The sequence below is a fragment of the Bacillus sp. FJAT-42376 genome (assembly GCF_003816055.1).
Taxonomy (GTDB): domain Bacteria; phylum Bacillota; class Bacilli; order Bacillales; family Bacillaceae; genus Metabacillus_B.
Map to the genome: position 1 here is coordinate 2,755,332 of NZ_CP033906.1, position 15,825 is coordinate 2,771,156.

At 43.3% G+C, this 15,825-nt stretch carries 18 protein-coding genes; 4 read left to right on the forward strand and 14 right to left on the reverse strand.

Going from position 1 to position 15,825, the window contains the following annotated elements:
• Nucleotides 1–62: 62 nt before the first annotated feature.
• From ndk to hbs, 7 genes are all read right to left on the reverse strand, one after another.
• The gene (ndk, locus tag CEF21_RS13795) at nt 63–509 is read right to left on the reverse strand and encodes a nucleoside-diphosphate kinase (protein ID WP_123917281.1); all 447 of its coding nucleotides are present in this window, start codon (nt 507–509) and stop codon (nt 63–65) included.
• A 101-nt stretch (nt 510–610) separates the two neighbouring features.
• A complete protein-coding gene (gene hepT / locus CEF21_RS13800; RefSeq protein WP_123917283.1) occupies nt 611–1,573 on the reverse strand; it encodes a heptaprenyl diphosphate synthase component II in 963 nt (320 codons plus the stop codon).
• Nucleotides 1,574–1,597: 24 nt separating this feature from the next.
• Complete coding sequence (locus CEF21_RS13805) at nt 1,598–2,308, reverse strand: demethylmenaquinone methyltransferase (protein ID WP_123917285.1); 711 nt, start codon at nt 2,306–2,308, stop codon at nt 1,598–1,600.
• A gap of 2 nt (nt 2,309–2,310) precedes the next feature.
• Nucleotides 2,311–3,126 carry a heptaprenyl diphosphate synthase component 1 gene (locus tag CEF21_RS13810; RefSeq protein ID WP_123917287.1) on the reverse strand — a complete coding sequence of 272 codons (816 nt, stop codon included), beginning with the start codon at nt 3,124–3,126 and terminating at the stop codon, nt 2,311–2,313.
• A 175-nt stretch (nt 3,127–3,301) separates the two neighbouring features.
• A complete protein-coding gene (mtrB, locus tag CEF21_RS13815) occupies nt 3,302–3,529 on the reverse strand; it encodes a trp RNA-binding attenuation protein MtrB (RefSeq protein WP_123917289.1) in 228 nt (75 codons plus the stop codon).
• 34 nt (nt 3,530–3,563) lie between these two features.
• Nucleotides 3,564–4,130, reverse strand: coding sequence for a GTP cyclohydrolase I FolE (folE, locus tag CEF21_RS13820; RefSeq protein WP_123917291.1), 567 nt, complete (start codon nt 4,128–4,130; stop codon nt 3,564–3,566).
• A gap of 251 nt (nt 4,131–4,381) precedes the next feature.
• Complete coding sequence (hbs, locus tag CEF21_RS13825; RefSeq protein ID WP_035408626.1) at nt 4,382–4,660, reverse strand: non-specific DNA-binding protein Hbs; 279 nt, start codon at nt 4,658–4,660, stop codon at nt 4,382–4,384.
• A gap of 408 nt (nt 4,661–5,068) precedes the next feature.
• Between hbs and CEF21_RS21320 the strand changes: the two genes are divergently transcribed.
• The 4 genes from CEF21_RS21320 (at nt 5,069) to CEF21_RS13845 (ending at nt 8,477) form a co-directional block, all read left to right on the forward strand.
• A complete protein-coding gene (locus tag CEF21_RS21320; protein ID WP_164462191.1) occupies nt 5,069–5,458 on the forward strand; it encodes a hypothetical protein in 390 nt (129 codons plus the stop codon).
• 153 nt (nt 5,459–5,611) lie between these two features.
• A complete protein-coding gene (locus tag CEF21_RS13835; protein WP_241156677.1) occupies nt 5,612–6,718 on the forward strand; it encodes a CotH kinase family protein in 1,107 nt (368 codons plus the stop codon).
• Between the two features lie 128 nt (nt 6,719–6,846).
• On the forward strand, nt 6,847–7,782 hold the full coding sequence (locus CEF21_RS13840; RefSeq protein ID WP_164462192.1) for a DUF2642 domain-containing protein: 936 nt from the start codon (nt 6,847–6,849) through the stop codon (nt 7,780–7,782).
• Between the two features lie 35 nt (nt 7,783–7,817).
• On the forward strand, nt 7,818–8,477 hold the full coding sequence (locus tag CEF21_RS13845; protein WP_123917297.1) for a DUF2642 domain-containing protein: 660 nt from the start codon (nt 7,818–7,820) through the stop codon (nt 8,475–8,477).
• A 32-nt stretch (nt 8,478–8,509) separates the two neighbouring features.
• On the opposite strand, the gene CEF21_RS21325 is transcribed toward CEF21_RS13845, so the two are convergent.
• From CEF21_RS21325 to der, 7 genes are all read right to left on the reverse strand, one after another.
• A complete protein-coding gene (locus CEF21_RS21325) occupies nt 8,510–8,665 on the reverse strand; it encodes a hypothetical protein (RefSeq protein WP_164462193.1) in 156 nt (51 codons plus the stop codon).
• A 35-nt stretch (nt 8,666–8,700) separates the two neighbouring features.
• A complete protein-coding gene (locus CEF21_RS13850) occupies nt 8,701–10,050 on the reverse strand; it encodes an ArsB/NhaD family transporter (RefSeq protein WP_123917299.1) in 1,350 nt (449 codons plus the stop codon).
• Nucleotides 10,051–10,330: 280 nt separating this feature from the next.
• A complete protein-coding gene (gene spoIVA / locus CEF21_RS13855; protein WP_123917301.1) occupies nt 10,331–11,809 on the reverse strand; it encodes a stage IV sporulation protein A in 1,479 nt (492 codons plus the stop codon).
• A gap of 328 nt (nt 11,810–12,137) precedes the next feature.
• Nucleotides 12,138–12,854: a hypothetical protein gene (locus tag CEF21_RS13860; RefSeq protein WP_123917303.1), complete on the reverse strand. Its 717-nt coding sequence runs from the start codon at nt 12,852–12,854 to the stop codon at nt 12,138–12,140.
• A gap of 17 nt (nt 12,855–12,871) precedes the next feature.
• Nucleotides 12,872–13,075: a DUF2768 domain-containing protein gene (locus CEF21_RS13865; protein WP_123917305.1), complete on the reverse strand. Its 204-nt coding sequence runs from the start codon at nt 13,073–13,075 to the stop codon at nt 12,872–12,874.
• 307 nt (nt 13,076–13,382) lie between these two features.
• On the reverse strand, nt 13,383–14,420 hold the full coding sequence (locus tag CEF21_RS13870; RefSeq protein WP_123917307.1) for an NAD(P)H-dependent glycerol-3-phosphate dehydrogenase: 1,038 nt from the start codon (nt 14,418–14,420) through the stop codon (nt 13,383–13,385).
• A gap of 34 nt (nt 14,421–14,454) precedes the next feature.
• Nucleotides 14,455–15,765, reverse strand: a complete 1,311-nt coding sequence (gene der / locus CEF21_RS13875) for a ribosome biogenesis GTPase Der (RefSeq protein WP_123920248.1) — start codon at nt 15,763–15,765, stop codon at nt 14,455–14,457.
• Nucleotides 15,766–15,825 lie beyond the last annotated feature (60 nt).

Here is a 15,825-nt window from a genome sequence, read left to right on the forward strand (position 1 = left end):
TATACTGTCGAACGATTGAATCGGCAAAAATAAAAGGCCAGCCCGGAAGGCTGACCAAAGTATTAATAAATGCAGCTATTCATTAGTTTTTCATACCCAACAAGCTCTTCCTGCTTAAAGAAAAGATCAATTTCTCTCTCTGCGCTTTCGGGCGAGTCAGAGCCGTGAATAATATTCTTTCCGACAATCACACCATAATCCCCTCTGATGGTGCCGGGAAGAGCTTCCTTCGGATTGGTTTTGCCCATCATCTGGCGTGATGTCTCAATGACATTCTCCCCTTGCCATACCATAGCAAATACCGGTCCTGAAGTAATAAAATCCACTAATTCATTATAAAAACCTTTCCCCTTATGTTCCCCGTAATGCTGTTCTGCAAGCTCCTGTGAAATTTGCATAAGCTTCGCTCCGGCTAATTGAAAGCCCTTTCTTTCGAATCTTTGCAAAATTTCTCCGATTAACTGCCTTTGAACACCATCAGGTTTGACCATCAAAAATGTCTTTTCCATATACAATTCTCCACCCCGTCAAATTATGTATGGGTTTTCATTTACCCTTTAAAATCGTAACACTTTTACAGGAATTATTCAATCAGGAGTGGAGAAAGTATTCAAATTTTTCTTTTTCCAATATATTTGGCAATCGAATGCATGGTGCTTCTCGCTTTATTTGAAGGCATCTCATTCAAAAGAGCAAACGCTTTTTCCAAATATCGATTGCTCACCTCATAGGACTGTTCAATCGCACCTGATTTTTTTATCGCTTCAATCAGAGGCTTGATTTCATCCGGCTTTGTTGATGGTCCGACCTTCATGATCTCTGCCTTCAAATCATTGTCTTTCATGGCAATGAGCACAGGCAGAGTAATATTGCCTTGAAGAAGATCGCTGCCGACTGGTTTTCCAAGCTGTTTTTCAGTAGATGTAAAATCAAGAATATCATCAATGATTTGAAAGGACATGCCGACATTATAGCCAAAGAGGTAAAGCTTTTTATGCAGGAATTCGTCGGTTCCAGCAGCAATTGCTCCAAGCTGACAGCTTGTCGCAATCAAGATGGCCGTTTTTCTTTTGATTCTTTTCAGGTAATCTTTAAAAGATTGCTCATACCGGTACTTATCCTTCAGCTGCTCAATTTCTCCTACCACAACATCAACAATTGTGCGTGAGAGAATTTTATGCGCGATAGGATCGTGCAGTTCGGTCATAAGCTCAAGCGATTTAGCAAACAGATAATCCCCTGTGTACATAGCAATCCGGTTATCCCACCGCGCCTTAATCGTTGGCTTTCCCCTTCTCAGCTCGGCATCATCAATTACATCGTCATGAACGAGCGTAGCCATGTGGATAATTTCAAGTGCAACAGCCACATCTTTAATTTTTTCGATACGGTAATCGCCAAACATTCCGGAAAGGAGAACAAATACCGGACGAATCCGTTTTCCTCCTGCCTGAAGCATATCCAGCCCGGCTTCGCTCAGCATCGCATAGTTTGACTGAACCACTTTTTCAAGCTCCTGTTCAATCAAATCCAGATCTTTGTTTAAAAACGTATATAAATTTTTAAATTTCATTCCATCCACCAACAATCAAGTGTGTTATTTAACCGGCTTTGTGCCCATATGCATCGCTGCTACCCCGCCTGTAAAAGGTTTTACTTCCACCTTCTCCAAACCGGCAGACCTGAACATATCCGCGAGCTCCTTCATTCCCGGGAAATCTCTTGCGGATTCCTGAAGCCATGAATACTCTTTGAAGCTTTTTGCAAATACTTTGCCGAACAAAGGCATTACATACCGGAAATAGGCATAGTAAAGCTGCTTGAATCCCGGCATCTCCGGCTGGGATGTTTCAAGGCAGACCACTTTTCCGCCTGGTTTTACTACTCTCTGCATTTCTTTAAGGACAGTCATATAGTCGGGAACGTTCCTTAACCCGAATCCGATTGTGACATAATCAAAAGAGTCATCCTCAAAAGGAAGTTTCATGGCATTGCCATGAAGCAGGGATACTTGCTTCATACCTGAAGACTTAACCTTTTCCTGCCCGACCGAAAGCATATTCCGGCTGAAATCCAGTCCGACTGCTTTGCCTGAGGGACCTGCTGCTTCTCCAAGCGCAAGCGTCCAGTCTGCCGTGCCGCAGCATACATCCAGTGCGGTTTCTCCCGGCTGGACATTCATTCGTTTCATCGTTTCTTTGCGCCACGCCACATGCCGCTGAAAGCTGATGACCGAATTCATTTTATCATAATGAGGCGATATTTTTTCAAATACCCCATGCACTCGTTCTTCTTTAGATTGCTGCATTTTTAAAACCCTTCTTCCGCAAGCTTGCCTGACAGAGAATCCTCATGAAACTTGATGTTTTCGAGCCTGCCAAGCAGGGCGTGCTTCAATGTATTCGAGCTTTCAAGACTTCTTTCCACCAGGGAGACTGCTTCGTCAAAATAAAAATTGCACCGCTTTACCAAATCGCTTTTTACTGCATCCATTTCCTGAAACGTTATTTTCCCTGAAGAAAATCCTTTCACCATCTGCGAGCTGCCAGCTGCCATTTTTGCTTTTTCTGCAGACAGCCGCTTAAAGGATAAGAATTTCTTTGAAACGGCTTTCCATAAATCAATGCCAAAGTGATCTGAAAGGTGCTGGCAAAGAGCTGTCTCAATAACGAGCATGCTTTTAACTGCTTCTTCCATATCCAAATCGGCTGACTCATACAGTCTTATTTTGTGTTCATTAATTTCTTTTATCGCCGTTGCTAACGTTCGAACCATCATAACGTCATTCATTTCGGCCAGTAAAGAATAATAAAGGCCGCTATAATAGTCCCCCGCAAGGACTGTAAGCTGCCGTTTAAAAAACTGCCCTCTCTCTACATTGCCGGAAGTCGTTACATTATCATGGGTATCAAGGGCAATCTGGACAAGCATCGCTGTGACCGTATAATTTTTCTTTTCCTCTTCTGTTACAGGAGCTTCATCTAAAATTGCATAAAATAGAAGCAGTTTATCTTCATCCACTACAGGTGAAGATAAAAAGCGCGCCAAATAAGGATGGCTCAACTTCAGATTTAGTCGCTCTTTTAATTCCGCCAATGTTTCATAGATGTTCTGCAAAGAAATCACCCTTGTCCCCTAATCATTTGATCGTCATTCGACCTGCTAGCAAAGACGTAAAAGCCAAGACCGGCAGAATTTATTATATCATAACCTGTTCATTTATTCCCGAAATAAACTTCCCCCGGGAGCGGGCGCTTAGAGACAGGCTTACATTCCCGCCATCTCTATGCGCAGCCCTTGCTCATTTTCTAGGATCGCTTTCCATTTCGCCGTGGCTTGTAAGGATTTTCGCGCTCCCCCGCACTTTAATAGCGGATGTATGCTCGGTAAACTGGGCAATCATCACTTCACCTTTGTCCAATTTTTCGGAATGATGAAATCTCGTATCAGAACCCCGGGTTAAACCGATAACGTGTACTCCGTCTTCTATCGCTTTAATCACGACAAAATCATTAGCCGGATTTTTCATCCTGTTCGCCACCCTATCTTTTGTAATTTTCTTATTAGCTCCGGATCAATGAAAGGACTTCAGCTCTTGCAGCCTGATCATTTTGGAAGACTCCCCTTACGGCCGAGGTAATGGTCTTGGATCCCGGTTTTTTTACGCCCCGCATCGTCATGCACATATGTTCTGCTTCCACTACAACCATTACTCCATGCGGCTCTAGCGTATGTAAAATACTGTCGGCGACTGTGGATGTAATCCGTTCCTGCAGCTGCGGCCGCTTTGCAACCGATTCTACCGCTCTGGCAATTTTGCTTAATCCTGTTACTTTCCCGCCCTGAGGAATGTATGCCACATGAGCATGGCCATAAAAAGGCACTAAATGATGCTCGCAGACCGAATAAAACGGAATATCTTTTATCAGGACAAGTTCTTCATGATCTTCACCGAAAATTGTTTTGAAATGTTCGGAAGGATCTTCATTTAAACCGGCGAAAATTTCCGCATACATGCGCGCTACCCTTTTCGGGGTATCCAGAAGACCTTCACGATTCGGATCTTCTCCAATCGCTTCAAGAATAGATCGTACCGCTTCTTCTATTTTTCCATGATTAATTTCTGTCATATAGCTGCCTCCTGCTAACAAAACAAATAGTCATTTTCGTTCGTTTGATTCAGATTCTAGCACATTCATGAGTTTAAAAGCAAAGCCGGTGTCCTCTCCGATGCTTTTTAAACGCCCTGCCAATCAGAGGGGCTCTGACAATGTATACCGTCTCGAATCTATGTATAATGACAAATGAAAAGCCCCTTTAAAAAGGGGCTATCTGTGAAGAAACGTGTATGTATTTGCTTATGCCATACACAAATAAAACCTTATTTGCCAGCAACAGCATCTTTAAGTGCTTTACCTGGTTTGAATGCAGGCACTTTGCTTGCAGGGATTTCGATTTCTTCACCAGTTTGAGGGTTGCGTCCTTTACGGGCAGCGCGCTCGCGAACTTCGAAGTTACCAAAACCGATAAGCTGTACTTTATCGCCGTCTTTCAACGCATCAAGGATGGTATCGAATACGGATTCAACTGCTTTAGTAGCGTCCTTTTTAGAAAGTTCGCTAGCTTCAGCTACTGCATTGATTAGTTCTGTTTTGTTCATGCCTTTCACCTCCTCCCAAGAATGGGTAGAATAACAGTCATGCTGTTATTACATTTCTTCACAGAAATCACTTGAAATATACGTCATATCAAGCTTTTACTGTTAACACGCTTATCTTAACGGATAATAAAAGAGAATTCAATGATTTTCCGCTGAAAATGCGCATGTTACAGGCAAATCTGACCATTAAAGAGAAATAATTCTCTCAATGCTGATAGTAGATTATCATAATTGATTTCCCTGTGCAAGAAATTATCGCTAAATTCCTTGATATTAAAGGGTTTGAGAGAATTTTGAAGAGGATTCAGTCTAAAATCCTGTATTATGTCAACAAAAAAAGGCTGTATAAAACCAGCCTTTTTTCTCTTTATTGCATAAAACCGCGTCTGCGGATTGAACGGCAAACCCATGGAGAATTTCCGCTCCCTCTCATACCGCGTGTCCCCCGCTGTGATCCTCTTCCAGAGCGGCGGCTTCCTCTCCGTGATCCTCTTCCGGAACGGCGGCTTCCTCTCCGTGATCCTCTTCCAGAACGGCGGCTTCCTCTCCGTGATCCTCTTCCAGAGCGGCGGCTTCCTCTCCGTGATCCTCTTCCGGAGCGGCGGCTTCCTCTCCGTGATCCTCTTCCGGAGCGGCGGCTTCCTCTCCGTGATCCTCTTCCGGAGCGGCGGCTTCTTCCAGGCGGCATCAATAACATTTCTTCCAACTCTGCTTCAGATGGATCCTGATGAAGGAATCCTTCAAGTCCGTTTTCAAGTGCAAGCAGATGAGCCTCAAAAATATCATGCTGTGTCATGAACTAACCCCCTTTAATCTTTATGCTTCAGCATACTCATCTGCAGACCCTTTTGATTGGTTTGCTGCCCTGTGAGAGGAAAATTATACGTTTGCCCTTTAACCATCATGAGCTGTCCCGTCATAGGATGGGAAAGGGATAACCATAAAGGTGTGATGATGATGAAAGACCCGGATTATTTTCTAAAGAAGTTAAATTGCTCGATCAGCCCCCGCCATCTGACAGATTTGAAAAGAGACGTCTGGAATGACGACCCCCTTCCGATTACGTTTTCCTTTCAGGATAAGGCCTCCGTGCACGCAGAAATAGCCTATAGAGGCGCTCATACAAGGAAGGCAAAGAAAAAATCCTATTTCATTCAAAATGCACAGGGAAACAAAGGAAAATCCGAACGGGAGTTCCACTTAAATGCAGAATTTTATGATCCCTCATTTATGAGGAATGCGCTCTCTTTTATCTTTTTGAAAGAAATCGGCTTAATTGTTCCGCATGCAGAATACGTAAAATTTTTTATGAATGGAAAGTACGAGGGCGTGTATTTGAAGCTTGAATCTGTGAATGAAGATTTTGCAGAAAAACAGAATCTTTCTCCATGCTCCATTATTTATGCAGTAGATGGTGATGCCAACTTTTCTTTATACAGCGATCTTGACCGTTCACTGAAAAAAAGCCTGCTCCAGGGATATGAACTAAAATCCGGAAAGAAAAGCGCCATGACACGATTAACGGAGTTTATCCTCTTTACGAATACTGCCTCCCATCATGAATTTGAAAGCCGGATTTCGGATTATATGAATGTCAGGCAGTATCTGACCTGGCTTGCAGGGGTGGTATGCCTGCAAAACTTCGATGGATTTGTTCACAACTACGGACTGATTCTGAAGGAAGAAACAGGGCAGTTTATGATCATCCCCTGGGATTATGACGCTACTTTCGGCAGAGATGTCAACGGCATAGATATGGGGGCGGAGTATGTCCGGCTTGAAGGCTTTAATACCCTTTCAGCAAGACTTCTGGCCATTGAATCGTTCAGGGAAATGTACGCCGGGCTTATGCGGACGTTATTAGCTGGGTCGTTCACAATAGACGCGCTGTCTCCTGCTATCGATGATCTTTATGGCCTTTTGGAAAAGGCCGTTGAAACTGATCCCTATACCGGTAAATACATGAAGGAATTTACGCAGGAACCGGATTTTATCAAAGCTTTCATCCAGGCTAGAAACACGTATTTATCCGCCGAACTGTCCAAAAAGGGATGGTAATAGGCAAAAGAACCATTTTAGGTGTTTTTCTGTAAATTTGGGTTTATGTATAGGTTCATCTCATCCCATGGGTGAGTATAAATGCATTATAAATAACCACTATGGACATTTTCCGAGGAGGAAGACTGATGAAACAAAATCAAAACTCGAGATACTGGAAAACGTATGTCGGCGAAACCGTTAAAATTAATCGCGGGGGCCCCGAAGCCAAAAAAGGAAGGCTGCTTGATTTAGGAACGGATTTTCTCGTTTTAGCAGTAGAAAAACCAGGTCCTAAAAGCCCGGTTGTTTATTACCAGCTTCACCACGTTAAAAGTGTGACGTCAGAATCCAATGCCGAACAGGAAGAAGAAACAGCAGCTGAAGAAGCAGAAAACGAAGTGCCGGAAGAAGCAGAAAAGGAAAAAGAGGGGAAAACACAGGAAATCCCTGACTATTACTTTTCACGCAGTTTCCGGAGCCTGCTCCGCATGCATGCAGGAGAACAAATTCAAATCAACCAGGGAGGACCGGACTCTGTTAAGGGGCTGCTTCTCGATGTAAAAAGCGATTATGTGATCGTTAAGTCAAAGAAAGATATTCTCTACATCAGCATGTATCATATTAAAAGCGTGGCCGGAATTGTCAGCAAAGATGATAAAAACGGGAACAATCAGGAAGAGGATTGCGGGTGTGAAGATGAATACTATCTTGCCCACAGCTATGACCGTCTTTTCCAGGTCCTGAAAGGCACAGAAATCGCCGTCCACAGCGGAGGACCTGAAAAAGCGGAAGGCATGCTGAATGAACACACAAAAGGCAGATATGTCCTTGAAGGAAAGAAAGAAGCCGTTATCATTGAACCCGGCCATGTAAGAAGCATTAAAGCGAAAAATGCAAACAATGAAGAAAACAGTGAAGAAAACAGCAGCCAGGAAGCAGCTGAAAATGGAAATCAAAATCAAAACAACAGCGCTCAATCTGATGAGCAAAAAAGCAAGCAGGATGATAAGAGACGCGAACCTGAGCGCGACAGAGTGTATACTCAAGTAACGAAAACGGTTGATTTTCACTGGAAACGATAAAATAGCCAAACCCGTCAAATAAGGAGGAGCATCCGTTGACTTACACACAGCTGATTGGAAAACCGGTTGAAGCAGAAATCACGGGCAAAGTAAAATTTTTCGGCCACCTAGTAGACGCAGGACTTGACATCATTGTACTATTCAACGGGACCCAGCACCTATATATCCCCCTTCTGCACTTGCACAGTATTCAGCAGACAAATGAATTCGAAGATGCACAGGGAGATCCTCCGGCAATGCCTCTGCAAGGTGATGAGCAGATCTCCTACCGGAAAACCCTGAATCAGGCAAAGGGAATCTTTACAGAAATTTATGTAACCGGAAATAAATCCCTGCACGGATATATCACAAACGTTTTAAATGATTATCTGGTTTTTTATTCTCCAGTCTTTAAAAATGTGTTTATCTCCCTTCATCATTTAAAATGGCTGATTCCTTATCCTGCCAACACCTCTCCATATACTCTGAACAGCCGGGAATTGCCTGTGACCATCGCAGGACTGAGCGTCAGCCGGAATTTAGAAGAGCAACTAAAAAAACAAGTCGGACAAATGATTGTTTTTGATTTGGCGGAAAACCCGGATAAGCTTGGATTGCTTAAGAATATTGATCAAAATATGATGGAGCTGATCAAAGCCGACGGCCAGCCTATCTATTTGAAAATCAGCCACGTTAAAGCCGCCCATTTGCCATAAACTGAAAGTCATTTCCTAGCTTTTCTCCTGTTTTATACGTGAAATGTGAATCGCAATTCCCGCTGTTTCCATGCAGAATGTTCCGGCAGCTGCCGGTGTTTCAGCTTTTCAATACCCGCTTTAAAATCCTCCATATAAAACAAATACCCAGGATCGCTCATTACAGTCAGCGCACCTGGGTTTTCCATTTGGCTATTTCCTGCCTTTATGGATTTCTCACCCATTACATAATCATATTAAGGTAAATCCAGCCGAGCAAGAAGAATACAGTAGCTGCAGTCGTAAGCGGAATCACAAGAATGGTTATTTTCAAATAGCTTTTCCATTTGAATTTTATCCCGTTCTCTTTAAGGATGAACATCCACAGCATGGTAGCCAGGGTTCCAATCGGTGTTACAAGAGACCCGATGTCACTGCCGATAATAATCGCCATGTATGATGCTTTCAGAATGACCGGACTCAAGTGAGCATCCGATAAGGCAAGCATCATCAGCATCAACGCCGGATGATTATTGATCAAATTTGAGAGAACAGACGTGACTAAAGCAATGGTCATAGATGACTCCACAAGAGGCATTTGCTCAACGATATCCGTTAAATATTTCGTCAGTTCAGCTGTAATCCCCACGTTGTTTAAAGAGAAAATGAGGATATACATTGAAAAAGCGAATATAAACACATGCCACGGTGCCTTAGCCAATGTTTTTCTCATTGAAATCTGATAATTTTTCCGGGTTAGCATATACAGCAGCAGAACACCTGCGATAGAAAGAAAGGACAGGGACAGGCCGAGGAGAGAACTGCTGATCAGAACTAACCTCATTCCTAAAATAAAACAGCAGATTAGAACCACATGGCGGGAATTGATTTTTGCCTGTGGCACTGGTTTAAGCGGATGATGGAATCTGCTGGAATCAAACGTCACGGATCCTGAATGAAATTGCTTCGGGATTTTTTTCCTAAACAATACATATAAAAGGAAGGTGAGAAAAACCACTCCCATTGTGGCCGGAAGAAACATCATCCATACATGTTCATGCAGGGACATTCCAATAATCTTTAGTGCAACTAAATTGACCACATTGCTGACTCCGATGGGAGCACTTGATGCCGTAGCGATCAGCGCACTCGTCAGCAGAATGGGAATCTTCTCATGCTTTTTAAAGGAAGTGGCATTCAGAAGTTTAATCAGCAGCGGAGTTAAAATCAATATACATCCATCATTGTTAAAAAGAAGCGTCATTAGATAACTTAAACCTGCAGTCAGCCAGAAAAGCCTTATCCCCGAATTTCGGGACCGTTTAATTAAATACTCTGCGACCAGCTGGAAAAAGCCGATTTTATCCAATATTAAAGCGAGAATGAAGTTGGAAATGATGGTTATGGACGCATCTTCTATTTTAAAATAGATTTGCGAAATATCAGAGAGGGATACAATCCCAAGCAGGACGACTATCAGGGCTCCTGCGCTCGAATAAATCGCTTCATTAAGCTTCATCGGCCTTGTAATGACAAGTATCATCGTAAATAGGAAAATAATCGTTGCAGCGGCAAAGCCGGGTGAAAATATCATGGTGTTCCCCCTCTCTCTTTCAATAAACGCTTGTCTTGCTCCATCACCCGTACTGTATTTATATGAGACTATCAAATAATTGCCTGATAATAATACCTATTGGCTGTAAAATCCGCTGATTCCTATGAAGGCTGCGGACGGAATCCAGGCATCCGTCAAACAGCCGGCATCATTATCCGGATATCAGCCCCGCAAGCTGTGTATGTGCTTTCGGATATATATATCCACTATATATGTACGCACAAAAAAACCCGTCTCCATAGTGGACGGGTCATTTGTTTTATAGGATGATTGCGATCAGTCCGCCTGATCCTTCATTAATAATTCGTTCGAGCGTTTCTTTTAGCTTATATCTTGCATTCTCTGGCATGAGCGAAAGCTTTGCCTGAATGCCTTCCCGGACAATGGAGCTGAGTGAGCGCCCGAAAATATCGGAATTCCAGATGGACAGCGGATCATCCTCAAAATCCTGCATTAAGTAGCGTACAAGCTCCTCACTTTGTTTTTCCGTTCCAATGATCGGAGAAAACTCTGATTCTACATCTACTTTTATCATATGAATTGAAGGGGCGACCGCTTTCAGTCTGACTCCGAACCTGGATCCCTGACGGATGATCTCCGGTTCATCAAGGCTCATATCCGACAGCGCAGGTGCAGCGACACCGTAACCTGTCTGTTTTACCATCCGGAGGGCATCCGACACCTGATCATATTCCGCTTTCGCATAAGCAAAATCCTGCATCAGCTGGAGGAGATGGTCCTTTCCTCTAATTTCAACTCCAACCACTTCCCGGAGGATATCATCATAAAGATAATCAGGTGCATACAAATCAATCTCAGCAATTCCCTGGCCCATTTCAATCCCCGCAAGACTCGCTCGTTCAATAAATTCATATTCACTGAAAAAGCTGACGACTCTGTCTACATCTCTTAAGCGCTTGATATCTTTTACCGTGTCTTTAACCGCTTCCTGATAGCTTTCACGCAGCCAGTGGTTTTCTCTAAGCACCATAACCCAGCTCGGAAGATTCACGTTCACTTCAAGCACCGGAAACTCATACAGCGCCTCTCTCAGGACATTCATAACATCACTGTCCCTCATGCTTTCAACACTCATCGCAAGTACGGGTATGTCGTACTTTTCGTTCAGCTGCTGCTTCAGTCTCTCCGTATCCGGGTGATAAGGCTGGACCGTATTGATGACCATAATAAATGGTTTTCCTACTTCTTTCAGCTCATCAATGACACGTTCTTCGGCTTCGATATAATCTGTTCTCGGAATTTCACCAATCGATCCATCTGTTGTTACGACAACTCCAATGGTTGAATGCTCCTGAATGACTTTCCGGGTTCCGATTTCAGCAGCTTCATGGAACGGGATCGGCTCTTCATACCATGGAGTTGTAATCATCCTTGGCCCGTTTTCATCTTCATATCCTTTTGCCCCCGGTACCGTATACCCCACACAATCGACAAGCCTGATATTCACTTCCAGCCCGTCTTCCACATGAACACTGACCGCTTGATTTGGTACAAATTTCGGTTCTGTTGTCATAATGGTCCTGCCGGCTGCACTTTGAGGCAGTTCATCCTGGGCACGCGCTTTATCCGCCTCGCTGCCGATGTTCGGAAGAACCACTAGCTCCATAAATTTCTTAATAAATGTAGATTTTCCCGTTCTGACTGCTCCGACTACGCCAAGATAAATATCACCGCCGGTGCGTTCAGCAATATCTTTAAAAATATCTACCTTTTCCAAGCGATCCCCTCCCGGTTTAGCTATATTGGGATACCCCGTTTTTTTTCACATTTTAAGGACACTATATGTCTATGATGTTGTCCTAATTGTTTATGCCTGATGAAGAAAAATTTTCATTCCCGGTTCACTACATAATGCGAAATTCCTTCTTTTTTGCTGTCTCGGCACTCCGCAAGTTTTGGTCAATGCCAGATAAGGCTGCATCGACTTGACCGGGATTTTGCACGAAAGGCATCTTCTTCTGCCTTTCTTCATCCATTGCTCTTCATATGAGGATTTAAAAAAACCCTTCTATCGGAGTGTATGGGTCTCCAGAAGGGTTCATTCCTCAATTCTTCATAAAAACGGGTTCATTTTTTTTGTTAACGGTGTAAGGCTTGGAAAAGGCGGGTACAAAAACGGAATCTTCCACCAGTATATCCCTTATGTCTTCGCCTGGTTTAGGGTGTTTTCCTGTCTCTTTAAGCTTCATCTGCAAATCAATCCTGTAGTCTGCAAAAATCTCGCCGTCACTGCCGATTAAAAGAGGCAGCCGGTTCCCGGTATAGGGGCTCTCAGCGGTCGGTGCCTCTTTAAGCCCGAGTTTTTTATAATCGAGGGAAAACACACCCGCTTCATATACCTTTTTATATGGAGGGTAGCGGTTAGACTGGGTATACGCACTCAGCCGGATGCGCAAATCTCTTATCTCTTCTGCCATGCGCAAATCAATTAGCTTCACCTCAGGCTTTTTCTCTGCATCAATCAGAACATACTGATAGATTCCTCCATTTTCGTATGAAGTTCCTGGCGGCTCCGGTAAAAAACTTGGAACGATTTTTGAGAAATCAATTGGATATTTTTCATAGATTGGGGTTTTCATATCTTTGTTTTTAATGGGCAATAGCCCTCCGGTATCATTCCGGTAATCATTCACTGCCTTTTGTACGCTCTCAAGCTGGTTTTCATAAGGAATTTGATTTTGTACAAGCTTTGCATCAGGATATAAACACCCGCTTAAAAGCAGCAAAATAGCCATCCATCCAAAAGCAGCTAATTTTTTCATTTTCGTCACCTCTAATGCTATTTGGATACTGGTCCGCTAAAAACAACGAAAATCATCAGAATTCCGGCCGATATCATGAACAGGTATGCAGCAGCGGATACAATTCCTTTTAAAATTCCGCTCTTAATCTTGTATCTGCTCAAATAAATAGAAAAAACAGCAATAAACATAAAAACCATGGATGAAAGAGCAATCCACATTTTAATGAGGCCAGGTGTCATAAACTTCCCTCCCGCAGGAATGTTAACGGTTACATTTAGGCTTGTCCAAATTTATTCTAATTAAAACTGAAGTAAAGAGGGGGCATCCTTACTTCAGCTTAGGGGAAACAGACTAATGATCCCAGTCAAGAGTAACAACTCTGCAAATGCTTCGGTTTATTTTATGCGATCCAATGATGAGTTGCATCCTCAAATGCCTATTTTCATGCATTATTGCCCCATTTTCATGAGACATGGGCTTTTGAGGAACAGGCAAAGACTTGAATCTCTAGATATAGTATGCATTTTGCTCAAATTAGAGGCATGGTTATTGCAAACGGTTCTCCATTATATTCACAAGGTCTTCCATTTCATGGGTTTTTCCTCTTCCCATTAACGAATCGACTGCCTTTTTAGGTGATTGCTGATGAAATAGAACATGATAAAGAGCTTCAGCAATCGGCATATTTACCTTGTATTTTTCAGCAAGCTGATAAGCGGCCTTTGTCGTTCTGACCCCTTCAACTACCATTCCCATGCTGTTTAAGACTTCTTCAAGATCATGCCCTTTCCCGAGCATATTGCCGGCTCTCCAGTTCCGGGAGTGAACGCTCGTGCACGTTACAATCAAATCTCCAATTCCAGTCAGTCCTGAAAAAGTGAGCGGATTGCCGCCCATTACGCTCCCGAGCCTCGCAATTTCTGCCAGCCCCCTGGTAATCAAAGCTGCTTTGGCATTATCCCCGTATCCAAGACCATCGGTAATGCCTGCCGCAAGGGCAATCACATTTTTAAGTGCTCCTCCGATCTCTACGCCTACAAGATCCGGATTCGTATAAACCCTGAACTGCTGATTCATAAACAATTCCTGAACGAATTCAGCCGCCTCGAGGTTATCAGAAGAAGAAGTAACAGTGGTCGGATGCCTCAGACTGACTTCCTCTGCATGGCTTGGCCCTGATAAAACTACAAGGTCTTTCAGCCATTCCCCCGGAATTTCTTCTGAAATGATTTCTGAAATTCTTTTCAGGGAATCCGGCTCAATCCCTTTGCATACATGAACAATCGTAACAGGTTCTAAGATTATTTCGCGCACTTGCCCCAGCACTTCCCGGATGGCTTTTGAAGGCACCGCAATAATAATCGTTCTGGCCCCTTCAAGAACGGCTTCTAGATCGGCTGATGCTGTAATTCCATCCGGCAGTTCAATCCCCGGCAAATACTTCAGGTTTTGCTTCTGAGCGTTAATTTCTTCCGCCAGTTCCTTCCTATGACTCCAAAGCCAAACATTATGGCCGTTATCAGCAAGTACTAAAGAAAGCGCGGTTCCCCAGCTTCCTGCACCAAGTAAGGCAATCTTATCCAATATTACTCCCCCTGCCCATCGTTCTCTTTATGATTTATTTACGTGCTCTTGAGAATATTTTAATTGGTGTCCCTTCAAATCCAAAAGCTTCCCTAATACGGTTCTCGAGGAATCGTTCGTAAGAGAAATGCATCAGTTCCGGTTCGTTCACAAAAATGGCAAAAGCGGGCGGCTTCACTGCAACTTGAGTGGCATAATAGATTTTCAGGCGTTTCCCTTTATCAGAAGGTGTAGGGTTCATCGCGACCGCATCCAGCACGACTTCGTTCAGGATATTCGTCTGCACTCTTAGTGAATGGTTTTCACTGACTTTAATAATTTCCGGAACTAATGTGTGAATTCGTTTTTTAGTCTTTGCCGAAAGGAAAACAATCGGTGCATAGCTTAAAAACAGGAAATGCTCCCGAATTTTTTGTTCGAACGCCTTCATGGTTTTTTCATCTTTTTCGACAACGTCCCATTTATTTACGACAATAATGACCGCTTTGCCCGCTTCATGGGCGTATCCTGCGATCTTCTTGTCCTGCTCAATGATTCCTTCCTCTCCGTTAATGACGACAAGAACAACATCTGAACGGTCGATTGCCTTCAGCGCCCTGAGCACACTATACTTTTCAGTCGTTTCATACACTTTTCCCTTTTTTCTCATCCCGGCTGTATCAATAATGACATATTCCTGCCCGTTATGTTTAAAAGTCGTATCGACTGCATCTCTCGTTGTCCCTGCAATATCACTGACAATGACACGCTCTTCGCCGAGCATCGCATTCACAAGAGATGACTTTCCAACATTCGGTCTTCCAATCAGACTGAATTTAATAATCTCTTCATCGTAATCGGACTGGCTAATGCCCGCAAAATGTTTAATGACATCGTCAAGCATGTCCCCAAGACCAATCCCGTGAGAACCCGAAATCGGAAATGGATCTCCAAAACCAAGCGCGTAAAAATCGTACATCGCTTCTCTCATATCAGGATTATCGATTTTGTTGACTGCAAGAACAACCGGCTTTTTCGTACGGTAAAGAATTTTAGCTACCTCTTCATCCGCTGCAGTTACTCCTTCTCTTCCATTTGTCATAAAAATAATGACATCTGCTTCATCAATCGCAATCTCTGCCTGATGTCTGATTTGAGCCAAGAATGGCTCGTCTCCTATATCGATTCCGCCAGTATCAATAATATTGAATTCATAATTCAGCCATTCGCCTTTGTTATAAATCCTGTCCCTTGTCACCCCTGGACGGTCTTCCACTATGGATACACGCTCTCCTACAATCCGGTTAAAGATTGTGGATTTGCCTACATTCGGTCTTCCTACAATTGCCACTACTGGTTTTGCCATTTCTTTTACATCCTTTCCAACACGATCCTGCATACGAGTCTGCTCTGCCGGCAAACGATT

Coding starts and splice junctions, on each gene's coding strand:
- hepT (WP_123917283.1), bottom strand. CDS start 1,573: ATGAAATTTAAAAATTTATATACGTTTTTAAACAAAGATCTGGATTTG.
- CEF21_RS21325 (WP_164462193.1), bottom strand. CDS start 8,665: ATGGAAAACCCAGGTGCGCTGACTGTAATGAGCGATCCTGGGTATTTG.
- CEF21_RS13865 (WP_123917305.1), bottom strand. CDS start 13,075: ATGACACCTGGCCTCATTAAAATGTGGATTGCTCTTTCATCCATGGTT.
- hbs (WP_035408626.1), bottom strand. CDS start 4,660: ATGAACAAAACAGAACTAATCAATGCAGTAGCTGAAGCTAGCGAACTT.
- der (WP_123920248.1), bottom strand. CDS start 15,765: ATGGCAAAACCAGTAGTGGCAATTGTAGGAAGACCGAATGTAGGCAAA.
- CEF21_RS13840 (WP_164462192.1), top strand. CDS start 6,847: ATGAAACAAAATCAAAACTCGAGATACTGGAAAACGTATGTCGGCGAA.
- mtrB (WP_123917289.1), bottom strand. CDS start 3,529: ATGAAAAATCCGGCTAATGATTTTGTCGTGATTAAAGCGATAGAAGAC.
- folE (WP_123917291.1), bottom strand. CDS start 4,130: ATGACAGAAATTAATCATGGAAAAATAGAAGAAGCGGTACGATCTATT.
- CEF21_RS13835 (WP_241156677.1), top strand. CDS start 5,612: ATGATGATGAAAGACCCGGATTATTTTCTAAAGAAGTTAAATTGCTCG.
- CEF21_RS21320 (WP_164462191.1), top strand. CDS start 5,069: ATGGAGAATTTCCGCTCCCTCTCATACCGCGTGTCCCCCGCTGTGATC.
- ndk (WP_123917281.1), bottom strand. CDS start 509: ATGGAAAAGACATTTTTGATGGTCAAACCTGATGGTGTTCAAAGGCAG.
- CEF21_RS13850 (WP_123917299.1), bottom strand. CDS start 10,050: ATGATATTTTCACCCGGCTTTGCCGCTGCAACGATTATTTTCCTATTT.
- CEF21_RS13805 (WP_123917285.1), bottom strand. CDS start 2,308: ATGCAGCAATCTAAAGAAGAACGAGTGCATGGGGTATTTGAAAAAATA.
- CEF21_RS13860 (WP_123917303.1), bottom strand. CDS start 12,854: ATGAAAAAATTAGCTGCTTTTGGATGGATGGCTATTTTGCTGCTTTTA.